Genomic DNA, 17929 nt, shown 5'->3' with positions numbered 1-17929 from the left:
TACTTTTTAACCTTGTAAAAGTACATATATTTTGTCGTATTTTTGCCATACGAATTAACAAACAAACATGTATAAAGTACGCGTAATTTTAGACACTAAGGAAGATGTAATCAGAACCTTTTTAATTAATGAAAATGTAAGTTTAGAAAAGTTACATTTTGCAATCATTAATAGTTTTGGTTTTAATGGACAAGAAATGGCTTCTTTTTATAGAGCTGATAGTGAGTGGAATCAAGGAGAAGAAATTCCATTATTTAATATGGCAGAAGCAGGAGAGGGGGTGTCTATGGCTACAGAAACATTAAGTAATGCCTTGTTAAAAGAAGGAGATAAGCTAATTTATGTATATGATTTTTTAGCGATGTGGACATTTTATGTAGAGGTAATTGAAATTTCGGAAGCGTTTATTGAAGGGTCAAAAACGGTATTGTCTGTAGGAAAAGTACCTGTAAAAGTTCCTGAAAAAGAATTTAAGGCAGATGAGCTTGAAAAAGATTTTGAAGATGAGCTTGGTGGGTTTGATACTTTTGAAAGCTTGGATGATTTTGATTTTGAAAATTATTAGAACATGGCAGAGTTTATAAAAATATATTCGGAAAATCCTAATGAGAAGGAAATAGAAAAAGTTGTAAAAGTATTGCAAAAAGGAGGGCTCGTTATTTATCCAACAGATACCGTATATGGTTTGGGTTGTGATATTACTAATACAAAAGCTTTAGAAAAAATAGCTAAAATAAAAGGGGTAAAGCTAGAAAAAGCTAAGTTTTCATTTGTATGTAATGATTTGAGTCACTTGTCAGATTATGTAAAGCAAATAGATACGGCTACCTATAAAGTTTTAAAAAGAAGTTTACCAGGGCCATATACTTTTATTTTACCAGGAAGTAACTCTTTGCCTAAGGTTTTTAAAAAGCGTAAAACAGTAGGAATTAGAGTGCCAGATAATACTATTGCAAGAGCTATTGTAGAGGCTTTAGGAAATCCAATCGTATCAACATCCATTCATGATGAAGATGAAATCATAGAATACACAACAGATCCTGAACTGATTTTTGAAAAATGGCAAAATAGGGTAGATGTTGTTATTGATGGAGGGTTTGGAGACAATCATGCTTCTACAATTATTGATTTAACTACTGAAACACCAGAAGTAATAAGAGAAGGAAAAGGAAGCTTAGATGTTTTGTAATTAGTTAAAAAAATAAGGTTAATCATCGCCTAGGTATATACTTAGTGCATATTTGAATGCAAGTAACTGGCCTTTTAGTTTGCTCTTTATTTTTTGCTTGGTTTTACTTCTAAAAAATAAAGAAAAGTCAACCTACGGTCTAAAAAGTTCATGTATGCTCCCTGAATACCATGAAACAAATTCCAGTTCACTCATAAAAAACGCACTACTATTTTTAAGATCAATATATAACTCATTGACTTATAGTATAAAACTGTACAAGCTTTTTGGAGAGGATTCAAAACTTTGTACAGAAAATGAAGCTCAAATCTTGTATCCTGTTTTTACGAGGTGAAAAAATAGGATGCAGAAAAAGTAGATTAAAAGGTAATAGCTTATTATTAAAATAGAAAATGTGCTCATATAAGTATAAGTAGTTTTAGAAAAGATTTTTATATGTATTATGGCAAGTTATATACAAGCTGAAACCAACTACATACTTTAATACTTTCGATTTTACCAGCGTTCTAAAAAACAGAAAAGCTAAAATTTTCCAACTGACTAATTGAATAAATCGACAAAAAGATTTAGATTTGTCAAAAAATGACAAGTCTTATGAGAACCACATTTGGAGAATACATAAGGAAATTAAGATTAGAAAATAATCTAACGTTGACTCAATTAGCCGCTAAATTAAACTTAGATGCTGCTAATTTGAGCAAAATAGAAAATGATAAAAGAGAATTTGGCAAGAAGCGAATTCCATTATTATCTAAAATATTCCAACTTGAAATTGAAGAAATAATGAATGAGTATGTTTCCGACCAAATTGGAAAATCAATATATGAATACAATTGCTCAAAACAACTACTTAAAGTTGCCGAAGAAAAAGCAGAATATAGAAGAACAATAAAGAAAAAAGTATTATGAAAGTAGTATCATTTTTTGCAGGAGCAGGTGGATTGGATTTGGGCTTTGAAAAAGCTGGATTTGACGTAATTTGGGCAAACGAATATGATAAAGATATTTGGGAAACTTATGAAAAGAACCATAAAAAAACCAATTTAGATAAAAGAAGTATTGTAAATATTCCTGCCAATGAGGTCCCTGATTGTGATGGCATTATTGGAGGTCCCCCTTGTCAAAGTTGGAGCGAAGCAGGTGCTGCAAGAGGAATTAAAGATAAGAGAGGACAACTTTTTTACGATTTCATAAGAATTCTAGAAGAAAAACAACCTAAATTCTTTTTGGCTGAAAATGTTAGCGGAATGCTAATTTCTAAACATACAGAAGCCTTAGAAGGCATAAAGGAATTGTTTAGAAACGCAGGAGTTGGTTACGAGCTTTCATTTAAAATGCTTAATTCTTGTAACTATAATGTACCGCAAGACAGAAAACGTGTTTTCTTTATCGGAATTAGAAAAGATTTAGGATTTAAGTACGAGTTTCCAACAAAAACTTTTCCAAAAATTGATTTGAAAACAGCGATCGGAGATTTACAAGAAGGAGTTTTACCTGCTCGAGAATATAATAACACAAATGGAAACAATTGTTTAATACCAAATCATGAATATATGATTGGTAGTTTTTCTTCAATATTTATGTCTAGAAACAGAGTTAGGGCTTGGAATGAACAGTCTTTTACTATTCAAGCAGGAGGAAGGCACGCACCAATTCATCCACAAGCACCAAAAATGGAATTTATTGAGAAAAATAAACGTGTTTTTGTTCCAGGAAAAGAACATTTATACAGACGATTAAGCGTAAGAGAGTGTGCAAGAATCCAAACTTTTCCTGACAACTTTATATTTCATTACCAAAAAATTGCAGCTGGTTATAAAATGATTGGAAATGCAGTGCCAGTTAATATGGCAAAGTTTTTAGCTGAGAGTATTAAAAATCAAATAAAAACTAACGAATTAGTCGAAAATATTAAGAGCAAACAAACCGTAAAAGAATTACACTCAATATGACCAATATATTAGAATCGATTTATAATATCGTATCATTTCCAGAAAGAAAGTTAAAATCTATTTATTCGGGTAGCAACAGAGCAAATAGTATGGGAGATGCTTTAGAAAACTATATCAAAGATTCATTTGCTAACACTTTTCAAACGGAAGATGAAAAAGACAGAATGAAAATCTTCAATCAAAAGTTTTCTTGGTTGGGGTCACAAAACAATCCACCTGATATAATGATTAAAGGTGGTGATGCTATTGAAGTTAAGAAGACACAAAGTGCAGGAAGTAGTTTAGCTTTAAATAGTTCTTACCCAAAGGCAGATATTCATGCTAATAGTCCAATGATTACAAAAGAGTGCAAAGAGTGTGAAGATTGGACAACTAAGGATTTAATTTATTGTGTTGGACATACAACTGATTCTGAATTAAAATCACTTTGGCTAGTTTATGGTAATGTTTACGCCGCAAAACACGAAACATATCAAAGAATTAGGAATACGATTTCAGATGGAATCAAAACTATTTCAGATGTTGTCTTTTCGGAAACAAAAGAACTTGGAAGAGTAAATAAAGTTGACCCTTTAGGAATTACAAATCTAAGGATTAGAGGAATGTGGCAAATTGAAAACCCTCGAAAGGTGTTTAGTTATCTACATAAAACAGGAGGAAATGAATTTGAAGTTGTTTGTATCATACCAATTTCGAAGTATGATTCATTTCCAATGGAAAGTAAACAAAAAATTAAATCTATCATTGACAAGAAGTTTTCAATAGATGATGTTGACGTAAAAGACCCGAATAATCCTGCTAAGCTAATTAAATGTAAATTGATAAAATATTTGAAATAGCCCTTTCTAGGGTTGCCGTACGATTGCATCGTGTGGTATTTATCTTAATCAGTATAACCTAAACGCAATTATATTACTAATATGGTTGGTTCTTTTGCATACTTTAGAAGTATTTCTAAAAAATAAATACATATACATAATACACCAAGTAATAATTTTCATACCTTTTAAAAACAAGAAAACTACTTCCAATTCTTAAAGTAGCTTCTCTTAATAAATACATAATTTACAGACCAAACTAGTTATCTGCTGCACGATACAATCGTGATTCCATTACCTCTCCAAAAAATAAAGAAAAGTCAACCTACGGCCTAAAAAGTTCATGTATGCTCCCTGAATACCATGAAACAAATTCCAGTTCACTCATAAAAAACGCACTACTATTTTTAAGATCAATATGTAACTCATTGATTTATAGTGTAAAACTGTACAAGCTTTTTGGAGAGGATTCAAAACTTTGTACAGAAAACGAAGTTGAAATCTTGTACAGCGTTTTTACGAGAGAAAAAAACACTGTACAGAAAATGAAGTTGAAATCTTGTACAGCGTTTTTACGAGAGAAAAAAACACTGTACAGAAAATGAAGTTGAAATCTTGTACAGCGTTTTTACGAGGGAAAAAAGCACTGTACAGAAAACGAAGCTCAAATCTTGTACAGTGTTTTTACGAGAGAAAAAAATAGGGTACAGAAAACGAAGCTCAAATCTTGTAGCCTGTTTTTACGAGAAAAAAAAACGCTGTACAGAAAAAGTAGGTGAAAAGATTTATACAGATAAATACAGTATTAATGAGAAGAGGAATTATAATATGTTGTGTGTAATGATGTTAAACATAAAAGAAAATAATTTTTATTATTTCTGTGATAGATTTTTTGTATATTCATTTTTGTAAAAATACTTTTTATGGCTCTGGACAAATGTCCACAATTTGAGCAAATCGCTTTGTATAGATTTGTGTTACTTAATAAAAATAAAAATGAAAGTTTACTTAGTGGATGATCATCCTGTGGTTATTGAGGGATATAAAGTTCTCTTGGAAGCTCATGGAATAAAGGTAGTAGGGGCTTCTTCTGACGGATATGGATTGATAGATTGGCTAGATCAAAACTTTTGTGATGTATTAATTTTAGACATTTCTATGCCTTGTTTTAATGGGTTAGATGTACTAAAATATTTATCAGAAAAAAACAGCCGTATCAAAACAATTGTAGTAACTAGTTATTGTGATGCTGCTGTCATTCAAAAAGCGATACAATTAGGAGCAAAAGGATATATTTTAAAAGAAGAATCAGCCGCGTGTATTGTAACTGCTATTGAAGCTGTTTTTAATGGAAAAAAATACTTTTCTGAATTGGTTAGAGAGGTAATTATTGATGAGCAATTGGCTTTAGGAGGCAATCATTTAATTACGGATGTATTATCACCCAAAGAAACAGAGGTGATGAAATGGTTGGTTGAAGGATTTGCTGCTGATGAAATTAGCGACAAAATGCATATCAGCGGCAGTGCTTTTCGTAATTATACCCAACGAATTAGGCAAAAACTAAGGGTTAAAGACAATATTCAACTGGCTTTATTGGCTATTAAATATAAAACGCAATTATTTTTAAATATTGGTAAAACTGACGAGTAGCCATGAGTTTAAAAATGACACAATAAATAACTAAAGTAGATAAAAGATGGTAAAATTTATTGCAATTTGGAACAATCATCCAGGGTTTGCAAACCTATGTAACTTTGCAAATCAATGCGCTATAAGAATGGGAGCTACTTTTTTAAAGTCAAATATTAATATGAATACTTTTAAAGGGGTTATATGTTGGACCCCAGAGCATAAAAAATGTAATCATGTTCTTAGGGCTCAAGAATTGGCAGATTGGATGCTAACACAACCCAATAAATTTGGAAATGCTTCGGTTAAAAGAGAAACCACTCACAAAGATTATAGGAATAAAAAAGGATTGGTTTTTTTTAAAGATGGTTGGGGAGCAATGGATCATATTGATATTTGGAATGGTAGCGAAATGAAAGCAGGATCTAAAGACTATTTTTCTAAAGCAAAAGAAGTTTGGTTTTGGGAGCTACCATAAATAATGATATTTTAATTTAAAAAATAAAACACATTATGAAAAACATATTATTAGTAATTAACTTATTTTGTATGACTTGTTTTGCACAAAAAAAAGCGATAGTAACAGATACTTGCTTTGCTTTTGGGTATAAATTTATACTAGCTGAAAAAGATAATATTGCTTTTATAAAGGCTTATAGAAACAACCAAGAAGTACTTATTTCAAAAACAGTTAAAATGTGTCCTCCTGTTTATTTTGTAGAGCAAAACAGAAAAAATAAAGTTTTACAAGATGAGGTGCTTTTAAAAAACGGAAATATAGTTAAAGTGCTTCTTATGGTGGGTAATGAAGCGCCTGAATGCACCAGAAAAAATAAAAACTTAAAGTATAAAGATGGATTTTGTGGAATGAATGTGCAAGGAATAGTAATAGCACCTAATGGAATAAGACTAACTGAATTTATGTATAACGATTTTACTTGTAAAAAAGAGAATTATTTAGGGATGAAAGATTTATATACTTTTGCGCATTCAAAATAATTGCTATTAACCATATAAACAACATAATAGATTCATATAAATTTCTTAAATAAAATCTACAAAAAATAATCATTGATGCTGAAATGATAGAGTACAACGTCAGTATCAATACTATACACGTTAGTAAATACATCAAAACCATATGAAGAAAATAAAATATAAAATATCGTACTCATTATTGAGTATGTTTTTAGCATGGTTATTTGGATTATGTTATATATCAATTGTACTTTTTAAATAAAAGGCGTATTGAAGAGGGATAGTAATTTTTTCGTGGTCAGCTATTTTTTGTTTTTTCTCATCAATCATTATGGTTCCAGTTATCGTTTGGATTTCCAACAGAAGAAAAACAAGAACTATTTGGGGTTAACAAAGAAGATTATTTTACAGACGATCCAAGAGATGGGGGAGGAGATAGAGATAATCCCGATGGTTACGAGGAATAAACAGCGCTCTTTTATTGTATAGTAATAATTACAACACTCAAAATGAAAATATTTTTTAAACTTTTAACAATTGTATGGTGCATTGGTTGTATAGCATGTACGGATACTACTGAAAAAACGATAGCAGAATTAGAAGAAAAACAAGAACTATTTGGAATTAACAAAGAAGATTCTTTTACAGATGTATCAGGAGGAGATAGGGATGAACCCGATATGGACGAAGATTAATAAACGATTTTTTATTGTATAACAACAATTACAACATTCAAAATGAAAATATTTTTTAAACTTTTAACAATTGTATGGTGCATTGGTTGTATAGCATGTACGGATACTACTGAAAAAACGATAGCAGAATTAGAAGAAAAACAAGAACTATTTGGAATTAACAAAGAAGATTCTTTTACAGACGATCCAAGAGATGGGGGAGGAGATAGAGATAATCCCGATGGTTACGAGGAATAAACAGCGCTCTTTTATTGTATAGTAATAATTACAACACTCAAAATGAAAATATTTTTTAAACTTTTAACAATTGTATGGTGCATTGGTTGTATAGCATGTACGGATACTACTGAAAAAACGATAGCACAATTAGAAGAAAAACAAGAACTATTTGGAATTAACAAAGAAGATTCTTTTACAGATGTATCAGGAGGAGATAGGGATGAACCCGATGGTTACGAGGAATAAACAGCGCTCTTTTATTGTATAGTAACAATTACAACATTCAAAATAAAAATATTTTTTAAACTTTTAACAATTGTATGGTGCATTGGTTGTATAGCATGTACGGATACTACTGAAAAAACGATAGCAGAATTAGAAGAAAAACAAGAACTATTTGGAATTAACAAAGAAGATTCTTTTACAGACGATCCAAGAGATGGGGGAGGAGATAGAGATAATCCAAATATGGACGAGGAATAGACAGGAATCTTTTATTGTATAACAACAATTACAACATTTAAAATGAAAATATTTTTTAAGCTTTTAATAATTGTATGGTGCATTGGTTGTATAGCATGTACGGATACTACTGAAAAAACGATAGCAGAATTAGAAGAAAAACAAGAACTATTTGGAATTAACAAAGAAGATTCTTTTACAGATGTATCAGGAGGAGATAGGGATGAACCCGATGGTTACGAGGAATAGACAGGAATCTTTTATTGTATAACAACAATTACAACATTCAAAATGAAAATATTTTTTAAGCTTTTAACAATTGTATGGTGCATTGGTTGTATAGCATGTACGGATACCACTGAAAAAACGATAGCAGAATTAGAAGAAAAACAAGAACTATTTGGGGTTAATAAAAATGAAATTGGTGTTCCAGGGGATGAATATGAAGAAGATCCAGATGATACAGAAGATTAATAAGTGATCTTTTATTGTATAACAACAATTACAACATTTAAAATGAATATATTTTTTAAACTTTTAACAATTGTATGGTGCATTGGTTGTATAGCATGTACGGATACCACTGAAAAAACGATAGCAGAATTAGAAGAAAAACAAGAACTATTTGGGGTTAACAAAGAAGATTATTTTACAGACGATCCAAGAGATGGGGGAGGAGATAGAGATAATCCAAATATGGACGAGGAATAGACAGGAATCTTTTATTGTATAACAACAATTACAACATTTAAAATGAAAATATTTTTTAAGCTTTTAATAATTGTATGGTGCATTGGTTGTATAGGATGTACGGATACTACTGAAAAAACGATAGCACAATTAGAAGAAAAACAAGAACTATTTGGAATTAACAAAGAAGATTCTTTTACAGATGTATCAGGAGGAGATAGAGATAATCCAAATATGGACGAGGAATAGACAGGAATCTTTTATTGTATAGTAACAATTACAACATTTAAAATGAAAATATTTTTTAAACTTTTAACAATTGTATGGTGTATTGGTTGTATAGCATACTACTGAAAAAACGATAACACAATTATATGAAAAACAAGAACTATTTGGAGTTAGAAAAGGAGATGCAACCACCGATCTTGGAGATGGGATTAAAAAAGAAACGATGGTCGAGGGTTAAAAGGTTTATATTCTATATATTGGTATCAATTTTATTGGTTGTTCTATCTTTATCATATAAAGGTACTGATATTTCTAGTGAATCCTATAAAAAGGCAGATGAAGACTTTCAGTTAGCTAAGAGAAGGAATTCTGTAGCTTTAACTCATGTAAAGGAATATTCTAAAGGAACTAAAGTTTATGAAGACTATATAAGAGCTCATAAGATAAAAAAAGAGGCTTTCAATAAGAGAAAAAGAGAAGTTGAAAACCAGAAAGTATTTGGTTTTGATAGTAAGCATTATTTTTTAGAGAGACTCGGTAGAAATGTAGCTGATATTTTTATTTCTATATTTGCTTTTTTTTTAATTGTTAGGTACGTGCCTAAAAAGAATAATTCTTTAGTTTATTTTGGATCACAATTGATAGTAGTTTCTTATTTATCAACTAAGTTATTTGTTACATTTTGGATATTTCAAAATTTTGAAGATTATAGTCTAATGCAATATTTATTAGTAACTCTATTTAGCTCATTAATTATTTTAGTTGTGGTATTTTATCTTATAAGATTTTCTAAAAGAGAAGAAGATAATCTTCTCGATGTGTTAATGAACTTATTGAGATTTACCTTTAAAAACACCAAGCCAGAAAAAAGAGAAGAAATGTTAGAAATGATTAAAAAAATAGCTAAAAATAGCTAACCTATTGCTGTGGTAAAAAAATACTGTTTGCTATGTTGAGCAAACAATTGGTATCATAAGGCAGCAGTTTGCTGTAATCAGTGAGCTATTGTAAGAGTATTGGGGTTGGCAAATAAGCTATTACCCTATTCAGTAGCCAATTTTTTGAGGTAGCCAATAGCAACCACCATGCTAAAAACAGTATTTTTTTTATGTCTGGACAAACGTCCACAATCAAGCTCAATTGCTTTGTATAACTTTGCCATAGTTACTAAAAACAAGTACAATGAAAGTTTATTTAGTAGATGATTATCCAGTAGTTATTGAAGGGTATAAAGCACTCTTAAAAGCCCATGGAATAACGGTTGTAGGAGCCTCTTCTGATGGGGTTGGGGTGGTAGAGTGGTTAAGCAAAAATGCTTCCGATGTATTAATTTTAGACCTATCTATTCCTTGCTTTAACGGGTTAGAGGCACTAAAGCAGTTATCAGAAAAAAACAGCCATATAAAAACAATTGTAGTAACCAGTTATTATGATGTTGCTGTAATACAAGAAGCAATGGCATTAGGCGCCAAAGGCTATATTTTAAAAGAAGAGTCCGTACCATGTATTGTAGCAGCTATTAAAGCCGTTTTTAATGGAAAAAAATACTTTTCAGAATCGGTTAGAGATGCTGTTATAGACAAGCAGTTAGAAATAGGAGAACAGTATTTAATAACAGACATATTATCGCCCAAAGAAGCAAGGCTTATGGTATGGCTGCTAAAAGGATTTACACCCAATGAAATTAGTAGTAAAATGCATATAAGTAGCAGCGCTTTTCGTAGTTATACCCAACGAATTCGACAAAAATTAAATGTAAAAGACAACATACAGCTAGCAGTATTGGCAGCAAAATACAAAACACAATTATTATTAAGCGTAAGCAAAATGAACAAGTAATAAGCCTTTTTAAAATTGTATTTTAGTGTTTTAATTTTAAAATACTAAAAATGAATACTTTTTTAAAAACGTTAGCAGCATTATTATTTGTGGGAATGGTATCATGTACGGATACTACTGAAGAAACCATAAAAACATTAGATGAAAAACAAGAACTATTTGGGGTTAATAAAGGAGATTCAACCACAGATCTTGGGGATGGAATTAAGGAAGAGACGATGGAGGAGGACTAAAAACCTTGTGTTTTACATATTAATACCAATTTTATTGGTTGTATTATCTTTATCTTATAGAGCTGTTGACCCTTTTACTGAGTCCTATAAAAAGGCAGACAAAAACTTTCAGCTAGCTAAGAAAAGGAACTCTATTTCCTTAACTCAGTTGAAAAATATGTCAAAAGGAACCATGGAGTATAGGGATTATATAAGAGTTAATAAAATTAAAAAAGAGGCTTTCAATAAGAGGGAAAAGGAAATTGAAAATCAGAGAGTGTTTAGTTTTGATAGTAAGCATTATTTTTTAGAGAGGTTTGGTAGAAATGTAGCTGATATTTTTATTTCTGTATTTGCTTTTTTTTTAATTATTCGATATGTGCCCAAAAAGAATAATTCTTTGGTTTATTTTGGATCACAATTGATAGTGGTTTCTTATTTATCAACTAAGTTATTTGTCACGTTTTGGATATTTCAAAAGTTTGAAGATTATAGTCTAATGCAATATTTATTAGTAACTCTATTTAGCTCATTAATTATTTTAGCTGTGGTATTTTACCTTATGAGGTTTTCTAAAAGGGAAGAAGAGAATCTTCTTGATGTATTAATGAACTTATTAAAATTTACCTTTAAAAACACCAAGCCAGAAAAAAGAGAAGAAATGTTAGAAATGATAAAAAAAATAGCCAGCCATAAATAAGCCTTTACGGATATGAAATACAGCGTTTTTTAAAAGAAAGCGTAAAAAATAGCGAAGCATCATTTTTTTATAGAGCAATTATAAATAACAACAACGCAATAAAAGCCGCGGAGGCATTGCGTTATAATAAAAATTATATAATCCCTAAAATTTAAAAGTATGAACTTAGAAGAGATTCAAGTATTAAAAACAATGTATTTAAAAACCTTAACACCTTTAGAAGAATATAATAAGGAAGTATCAGAAGTAAAAATGAAAGTAGGTAGTTATGCCGAGTTAATAGAGCTTATAGGAGCCATTATAAATGTAAGCCAAAGTGCTATGGAAGGCATGTGTAATTTTGATATACCCCATTGTAGTGAGTATGATATTATAAGTGTATTAGGAGTAGCAAAAGATTTATTACCGTATTCAGAAGCAAATTTTTTAGATAAAATAAAAGGAAATAGGAGTATAGAACTCAATGAAGTGGTTTAATTAAACTTTTCTAAAGCCTATAAATGATGCTTATGCCACCTTAATTTTAAAGGCTATGTTACACAAAAAACACTTCAATAAATAAAACACTATCGGGGTTAAATTCAATTCCGATAGTTTCACACCTATACAATTTGTAAGCCACAGCCAATTACTAATCGACCAAAAAACATGATTAAGAGGCAATACCTTACTCCATTAAATAAGCCTATAACTATTATTTTAAATCGTTAAACTTTTTTCTTCCCAAAACAAAATACTGCCAAATAATAGAAGTATGTAAATTATAGTTAAAAGTTTTTGCAAGTGATTTCCGTTTGTTTATCATTTTAAAAAAGTTTTTATAAAAACTAAAATGCCCTCTTACAATAGCCCAAGTATGCATAGGTTTTCCGCTTAAAAGAAATTTTAGACCAGCAATTCCATCCAAAATCAAGCGCGCAAAAAGAATCAGTAAAAAGAATGGCGCAGGCACATTTTTAAGAATATTAAACAAGCTATTTCTAAAATTTAGAAATGTTTTTTGCGGATTCGTTTCCTCTAAAGTAGCCCCCCTACATGATATACCGTAGCCCCTCCTACATACATAATATCAAAACCTTTATTTTTAGCACGCCAACAAAGGTCAATTTCTTCTTGATGCGCAAAATAATCTTCATCAAATCCCTGCAATTCATGAAACACCTCTGATCGAATAAAAAAACAAGCACCTGATGCCCAAAAAATAGCCGCAGTATCATCAAACTGCTGCAAGTCGGTTTCTACATCATTAAAAATACGACCTCGGCAATAAGGATACCCAAAAGCATCAATAAAACCACCAGCAGCACCAGCATATTCAAACATTGTTTTTTGTTTAAAATCTAGCAATTTGGGTTGAATAATAGCTGTATTTTTTTCTTGTTGAAACACATTAATAACAGGCGGTAACCAATTTTCAGTAACCTCAATATCCGAATTTAGCAAGCAATAAATACTAGCATCTACGTGTTGTAGCGCATCATTATACCCTTTAGCATAACCTCCATTTACGGTATTCTGTATAATTTTAATGCTAGGAAAATGGCGCTGTATATAAGCAATAGAATTATCAGAAGAAGCATTATCCGCTACATAAATATCAGCAAGTTGAGCGCTGTATTTAATAACAGAGGGTAAAAATTGTTCCAATAACTCTTTACCATTCCAATTTAATATGACAATAGCTGTTTTCAAAAATATAAAAGTAAGTATTTAATAATGAGTTGAGTCGCTAAAAGAAGACGAATTATAATTAGGAATCTCCTTTAAAAAAAGATACGATTCATGAACCGCATCCATTTGGCAAAAATAATGCTCCAATCCATTAGTAACAATTAAATAATGAGCTTTTAAAGCCAAATTATATCGAGCAATTTGGTCAAAAGTATCTTGCGTTATTTTAATATGAGGCGCTTTACATTCTACAACAATATGAGGCATTCCATTGGGTGAAAAAATTAAAATATCACTCCTTTTTTTACGGTTATTTATAACCAATTGCTTTTCTAATGCAATTAAAGAAATAGGATACTTTTTTTCATGAATAAGAAATTCAACAAAATGTTGACGTACCCACTCTTCAGGCGTTAAGACTACATATTTTTTTCGAATTCTATCAAAGATAAACGTGTGTTTTTCGTTACTTTTGAGCTTGAAAAAATACTCAGGAAGATTCAATTGCTGCATTTTTCAAAGGTATAAAAAAGAGTTCTCATAAAGAAAAGAACCAATAAAACGATAGCGAAATAGCATATAAAAATACATGAACGAGGCAGAACATATTGTAAATGATCTTAAAAACGGAATCGTAAAACCCATTTACTTTTTAATGGGAGAAGAACCTTACTACATTGATAAAATTTCCACCTATATAGAAACACATATTTTAGAAGCGTCAGAAAAAGGATTCAACCAAGTAGTAATGTATGGTAGAGATGTATCTATAGAAGAAATAGTAGCTTCCGCAAAGCGTTACCCAATGATGGCTGAAAAGCAAGTATTAATTGTTAAAGAAGCACAAGATTTAAGTCGTACTATTGATAAACTAGAAAGCTATGCTGAAAATCCGCAAGCTACCACGGTTTTAGTTCTTAACTATAAATACAAAAAACTAGACAAGCGAAAAAAAGTATATAAAGCAATTGCTAAAAACGGAGTAGTTTTTGAGAGTAAAAAATTATACGAAAATCAAGTTTCCGATTGGATTCGTAAAGTTCTCGGAGCTAAAAAATACCAAATAGAGCCCAAAGCAGCGCAAATGTTGGTAGAGTTTTTAGGAACCGATTTAAGTAAAATTAACAATGAATTAGAAAAACTTATTTCAGTTTTACCAGCAGCAACCATTATTAATCCAGTACATATTGAAGAAAATATAGGCATATCAAAAGACTTTAATAATTTTGAGTTACGAAAATCAGTAGGGCAAAAAGACGTATTAAAAGCCAATAGAATTATTAATTACTTTGCTCAAAACCCTAAAAACAATCCGTTAGTAATGACCATATCATTATTAAATAGTTTTTTTACTCAGTTATTAATGTATCACGGATTAAAAGACAAATCAAAAGCTTCAGTAGCCAAAAATTTAGGAGTGAATCCTTATTTTGTAGGTGATTATGTAACCGCAGCTAATAATTACCCTATGCGAAAAGTATCACAAATTATAGCCCTTTTAAGAGAAGCTGATGTAAAAAGCAAAGGAGTAGGTGCCAATGGAATGCCCCAAGCGGATATCTTAAAAGAGTTGCTATTTCGAATTTTGCATTAAAACACGATGGCTCATTTTATGAAAAGCAATGTAGTATAAAAGAGATAACGCGTCTTTTTAACAAGATACTTAAAAGTTGTAGCGAATTTGAACAGCAGTGCAAAAAAGAAGACTTTATTGGAACAATTTCAATATTTTCGCTCCTCAAAAATTAATAAACATGATTACTGTAGATCAATTAGAAGTAGCATTTAGCGGACATACATTGTTTAGTGATGTTTCATTTGTAATTAACGAAAATGATAAGATAGCACTCATGGGGAAAAATGGGGCAGGAAAATCTACTATGATGAAAATTATAGCAGGAGTTTCTAAACCAACCAAAGGAGGAGTAAGAGTTCCTAAAGAAGCAGTAATAGCCTATTTACCCCAGCATTTATTAATGGAAGATGCAGTTACGGTAAGAGAAGAGGCAGCGAAGGCATTTCAAGGAGTTTTTGATATGAAAGCCGAAATGGATGCATTGAATAAGGAGTTAGAAACTCGAACAGATTATGAATCGGATGCATACATGAAAATTATTGAACGTGTTGCTGATTTAGGAGAGCGTTACTATGCTTTGGAAGAGGTAAATTATGATGCAGAGGTTGAAAAAGCTTTAAAAGGACTCGGGTTTAAGCAAGATGATTTTGATCGTCCCACATCCTCCTTTAGTGGAGGATGGCGGATGCGTATTGAGTTGGCTAAAATTTTATTACAAAAACCCGATTTAATTTTGCTAGATGAGCCAACAAATCATGTAGATATTGAATCGGTAATTTGGTTAGAAAACTTTTTACTGCATAAAGCAAAGGCAGTAGTTGTAATTTCTCATGATAAAGCGTTTATTGATACAATTACAAATAGAACCATTGAGGTAACCATGGGAACTATTCATGATTATAAAGCCACCTATTCTCATTATTTAGAGTTAAGAAAAGAGCGCAGAGCGCATCAATTAAAAGCATATCAAGAGCAACAAAAAATAATAGCAGATAATAAAGCTTTTATAGAACGTTTTAAAGGCACCTATTCTAAAACAAATCAAGTAGCTTCTAGAGAGCGTATGCTTGAAAAATTAGTGCCAATTGAAATAGATGAAGTAGATACTTCTTCTTTAAAATTACGATTTCCACCTTCACCAAGATCCGGAGACTATCCTGTAAGAGTGGATAACCTTACTAAAAAATATGGCAATTTAACTGTTTTTAAAGAAGCTAGTTTTGCAATTGCTAGGGGTGAAAAAGTGTCCTTTGTAGGAAGAAATGGAGAAGGGAAATCTACCATGATAAAAGCCATTATGGGCGCCATAGATTTTGAAGGAACGTGTGGGTTAGGGCACAATGCTAAAGTAGGATATTTTGCACAAAACCAAGCCTCGCTATTAGATCCAGAATTAACCATATTTCAAACAGTAGATGAAATTGCAGAAGGAGATATTAGAACCCAGATAAAAAATATTTTGGGGCGATTTATGTTTAGTGGAGATGATTTGGAAAAGAAGGTAAAAGTATTATCAGGAGGAGAAAGAACGCGTTTGGCAATGGTAAAACTTTTGTTAGAACCTGTAAACTTATTGATTTTAGATGAGCCTACGAATCATTTAGATTTACGATCAAAAGAGGTAATTAAAGAAGCTTTATTAAATTTTGATGGTACGTTGATTTTAGTATCTCATGACAGAGATTTTTTACGAGGATTGTCGCAAAAAGTATTTGAATTTAAAGAACAACGTGTTATAGAACATTTTGAAACTATTGATGCCTTTTTAGAAAGAAATAACATAAAAGCATTAAAAGAAATTGATTTATAATAAATGTTATTTACCAACAAAAAAAGGCAGTATTCTTATTAGGATACTGCCTTTTTTTATGGAGTTATGTCATTATGCAACGCCAGTTCGATCTCACACTGTTTGGCAACCAATTTTTTACCCCCTTTACTTTAGGGTAGGAGTTGAAAAGCCAATACATAGCTGTTTTTTTATACCTAAAAGCGCTAGGTGTTCTTATAATATCAAGATATTCCAAAAAAGTAGTCGTTGGTTTTTAATGTGTTGTATATAAGAGTGTTGTCGGTTTCTGGGTTACAGTTGTTTATATTGCATTCATGTTGCATACCAAAAAACGAATGGAATTCAATATACAAGTGGGCATAAAGAATAACGATGCTCCATAGGGCTTAAAAAAACGAGGAATCAAACGAGTTGTTCTTGTAGTAAACTTTAAGAAAAAGTGTATCTTTGAAAAGCACTTATAGTTTGGAATTCTAAATGATTATCCAAGCAAATAGAAAAGTATGATTCATGCACACTAAAAAGAAAAAAAGTTATGGAAGGAAAACCAGCGGCAATAGTAGGGAGTAATCATATATGTCCTATGTGTAGCGGAACAATACCCCATGTAGGAGGTCCAGTAATTCAAGGAGAATCTAACGTTTTATTTAATGACAAACCAGTAGCAACTATGGGAAGCTTATGTACTTGCGTAGGATCATCAGATACTATAGTACAAGGAAATCCAACCGTATTAATTAACTGAAAACTAATAGCTTGTGTAGGAGATATGACAGCACATGGAGGTGTGGTTGTTTCTGGGTCTTCAAATATTATAATAGGTAGTAAGGGAGCTTCACCTACTACAATAATGCCTATAAAAGAAATACCTTTTCCCAAAATTACATTTGCAAATAGAATATTAGGCAATGCTAATAAAGCCATTGCAAATCAAAAAAAAATACGCCAAAAAACAGAAAATATTGAAGGAGATAAACGGGTTTATAATTTAAGGTGGATAAAAGAAGAAAAGATAATTAAAAAATCTAAAGTATTAAGGAAAGTAACACTTAGGGCATCTACAGTAAATTTTGCAGAAGGAGAAACGGTTACACTTACCGTATCTCGTCATAAAAAAGAAATGGATGAAGAAGGAACGAGAAACATTGTAAACACTGTTTTAGAAGAAGTAACAGGAGTAGTTCATGATAAAAAGGTAGATGTCATTTGGGAAATAGAAGAAGATGATAACGAAGTGATTTAAATTTTTTCTGATGCCTGCAAATGGGGCTTATTT

Annotated in this window: 25 protein-coding genes and 1 pseudogene; 24 read left to right on the top strand and 2 right to left on the bottom strand. The window is 31.1% G+C overall.

The window, feature by feature from the left end:
* Positions 1-67: 67 nt before the first annotated feature.
* From MARIT_RS10850 to MARIT_RS10755, 20 genes are all read left to right on the top strand, one after another.
* Entirely contained in the window at positions 68-565 is a 498-nt protein-coding gene (locus MARIT_RS10850) for an IS1096 element passenger TnpR family protein (protein WP_024742139.1), read from the top strand.
* A 3-nt stretch (positions 566-568) separates the two neighbouring features.
* Positions 569-1189, top strand: a complete 621-nt coding sequence (locus MARIT_RS10845; protein ID WP_024742138.1) for an L-threonylcarbamoyladenylate synthase — start codon at positions 569-571, stop codon at positions 1187-1189.
* 594 nt (positions 1190-1783) lie between these two features.
* Positions 1784-2098, top strand: a complete 315-nt coding sequence (locus tag MARIT_RS10840) for a helix-turn-helix domain-containing protein (protein ID WP_024742137.1) — start codon at positions 1784-1786, stop codon at positions 2096-2098.
* Entirely contained in the window at positions 2095-3141 is a 1047-nt protein-coding gene (locus MARIT_RS10835; protein WP_024742136.1) for a DNA cytosine methyltransferase, read from the top strand. The genes MARIT_RS10840 and MARIT_RS10835 overlap by 4 nt, the downstream gene beginning before the upstream one ends.
* Positions 3138-3980: an NgoPII family restriction endonuclease gene (locus tag MARIT_RS10830; protein WP_084339902.1), complete on the top strand. Its 843-nt coding sequence runs from the start codon at positions 3138-3140 to the stop codon at positions 3978-3980. Before MARIT_RS10835 ends, MARIT_RS10830 begins: the two co-directional genes overlap by 4 nt.
* A gap of 975 nt (positions 3981-4955) precedes the next feature.
* Complete coding sequence (locus MARIT_RS10825; protein WP_024742355.1) at positions 4956-5612, top strand: response regulator transcription factor; 657 nt, start codon at positions 4956-4958, stop codon at positions 5610-5612.
* Between the two features lie 46 nt (positions 5613-5658).
* Positions 5659-6069, top strand: a complete 411-nt coding sequence (locus tag MARIT_RS10820) for a type VI secretion system amidase effector protein Tae4 (protein WP_100211523.1) — start codon at positions 5659-5661, stop codon at positions 6067-6069.
* Positions 6070-6104: 35 nt separating this feature from the next.
* On the top strand, positions 6105-6590 hold the full coding sequence (locus tag MARIT_RS10815; RefSeq protein ID WP_157926254.1) for a hypothetical protein: 486 nt from the start codon (positions 6105-6107) through the stop codon (positions 6588-6590).
* A gap of 488 nt (positions 6591-7078) precedes the next feature.
* On the top strand, positions 7079-7264 hold the full coding sequence (locus tag MARIT_RS10810; protein WP_100211522.1) for a hypothetical protein: 186 nt from the start codon (positions 7079-7081) through the stop codon (positions 7262-7264).
* Between the two features lie 42 nt (positions 7265-7306).
* A complete protein-coding gene (locus MARIT_RS10805) occupies positions 7307-7501 on the top strand; it encodes a hypothetical protein (RefSeq protein WP_100211521.1) in 195 nt (64 codons plus the stop codon).
* Positions 7502-7543: 42 nt separating this feature from the next.
* Positions 7544-7729 (top strand): hypothetical protein, encoded by a 186-nt coding sequence (locus MARIT_RS10800; RefSeq protein WP_100211520.1) that lies wholly within the window; start codon positions 7544-7546, stop codon positions 7727-7729.
* A gap of 279 nt (positions 7730-8008) precedes the next feature.
* Entirely contained in the window at positions 8009-8194 is a 186-nt protein-coding gene (locus MARIT_RS10795) for a hypothetical protein (protein ID WP_100211519.1), read from the top strand.
* 42 nt (positions 8195-8236) lie between these two features.
* Complete coding sequence (locus MARIT_RS10790) at positions 8237-8419, top strand: hypothetical protein (RefSeq protein WP_100211518.1); 183 nt, start codon at positions 8237-8239, stop codon at positions 8417-8419.
* 42 nt (positions 8420-8461) lie between these two features.
* On the top strand, positions 8462-8656 hold the full coding sequence (locus tag MARIT_RS10785; RefSeq protein ID WP_100211517.1) for a hypothetical protein: 195 nt from the start codon (positions 8462-8464) through the stop codon (positions 8654-8656).
* A gap of 42 nt (positions 8657-8698) precedes the next feature.
* The gene (locus MARIT_RS10780) at positions 8699-8884 is read left to right on the top strand and encodes a hypothetical protein (protein WP_100211516.1); all 186 of its coding nucleotides are present in this window, start codon (positions 8699-8701) and stop codon (positions 8882-8884) included.
* Positions 8885-9009: 125 nt separating this feature from the next.
* Positions 9010-9780, top strand: a complete 771-nt coding sequence (locus tag MARIT_RS10775) for a hypothetical protein (RefSeq protein ID WP_024742352.1) — start codon at positions 9010-9012, stop codon at positions 9778-9780.
* 265 nt (positions 9781-10045) lie between these two features.
* Positions 10046-10702, top strand: coding sequence for a response regulator transcription factor (locus MARIT_RS10770; protein WP_024742351.1), 657 nt, complete (start codon positions 10046-10048; stop codon positions 10700-10702).
* A 50-nt stretch (positions 10703-10752) separates the two neighbouring features.
* Positions 10753-10935, top strand: coding sequence for a hypothetical protein (locus tag MARIT_RS10765; RefSeq protein WP_024742350.1), 183 nt, complete (start codon positions 10753-10755; stop codon positions 10933-10935).
* A 157-nt stretch (positions 10936-11092) separates the two neighbouring features.
* Positions 11093-11614, top strand: a complete 522-nt coding sequence (locus tag MARIT_RS10760; RefSeq protein WP_157926253.1) for a hypothetical protein — start codon at positions 11093-11095, stop codon at positions 11612-11614.
* Positions 11615-11773: 159 nt separating this feature from the next.
* The gene (locus MARIT_RS10755; protein ID WP_024742348.1) at positions 11774-12091 is read left to right on the top strand and encodes a hypothetical protein; all 318 of its coding nucleotides are present in this window, start codon (positions 11774-11776) and stop codon (positions 12089-12091) included.
* Positions 12092-12308: 217 nt separating this feature from the next.
* Here MARIT_RS10755 and MARIT_RS10750 read toward each other — a convergent pair.
* Positions 12309-13306, bottom strand: a pseudogene (locus MARIT_RS10750) (glycosyltransferase family 2 protein).
* A gap of 18 nt (positions 13307-13324) precedes the next feature.
* A complete protein-coding gene (locus MARIT_RS10745) occupies positions 13325-13798 on the bottom strand; it encodes a type I restriction enzyme HsdR N-terminal domain-containing protein (protein WP_100211514.1) in 474 nt (157 codons plus the stop codon).
* 76 nt (positions 13799-13874) lie between these two features.
* On the opposite strand from MARIT_RS10745, the gene holA reads away from it, so the two are divergent.
* The 4 genes from holA to MARIT_RS10730 all read left to right on the top strand — a co-directional run bounded on the left by holA (position 13875) and on the right by MARIT_RS10730 (position 17896).
* Positions 13875-14879 carry a DNA polymerase III subunit delta gene (holA, locus tag MARIT_RS10740; RefSeq protein WP_024742345.1) on the top strand — a complete coding sequence of 335 codons (1005 nt, stop codon included), beginning with the start codon at positions 13875-13877 and terminating at the stop codon, positions 14877-14879.
* A 160-nt stretch (positions 14880-15039) separates the two neighbouring features.
* Positions 15040-16671: an ABC-F family ATP-binding cassette domain-containing protein gene (locus MARIT_RS10735; protein ID WP_100211513.1), complete on the top strand. Its 1632-nt coding sequence runs from the start codon at positions 15040-15042 to the stop codon at positions 16669-16671.
* A 517-nt stretch (positions 16672-17188) separates the two neighbouring features.
* Positions 17189-17398 carry a PAAR domain-containing protein gene (locus MARIT_RS15920; RefSeq protein WP_084339911.1) on the top strand — a complete coding sequence of 70 codons (210 nt, stop codon included), beginning with the start codon at positions 17189-17191 and terminating at the stop codon, positions 17396-17398.
* 24 nt (positions 17399-17422) lie between these two features.
* Positions 17423-17896, top strand: a complete 474-nt coding sequence (locus MARIT_RS10730) for a Rossmann-fold NAD(P)-binding domain-containing protein (protein ID WP_084339910.1) — start codon at positions 17423-17425, stop codon at positions 17894-17896.
* Positions 17897-17929: the final 33 nt, after the last annotated feature.

The organism is Tenacibaculum maritimum NCIMB 2154 (genome assembly GCF_900119795.1).
Lineage (GTDB): Bacteria > Bacteroidota > Bacteroidia > Flavobacteriales > Flavobacteriaceae > Polaribacter > Polaribacter maritimus.
The sequence above is the reverse complement of the archived record's forward strand: the minus strand, read 5'-3'. Positions and strand labels throughout refer to the sequence as shown.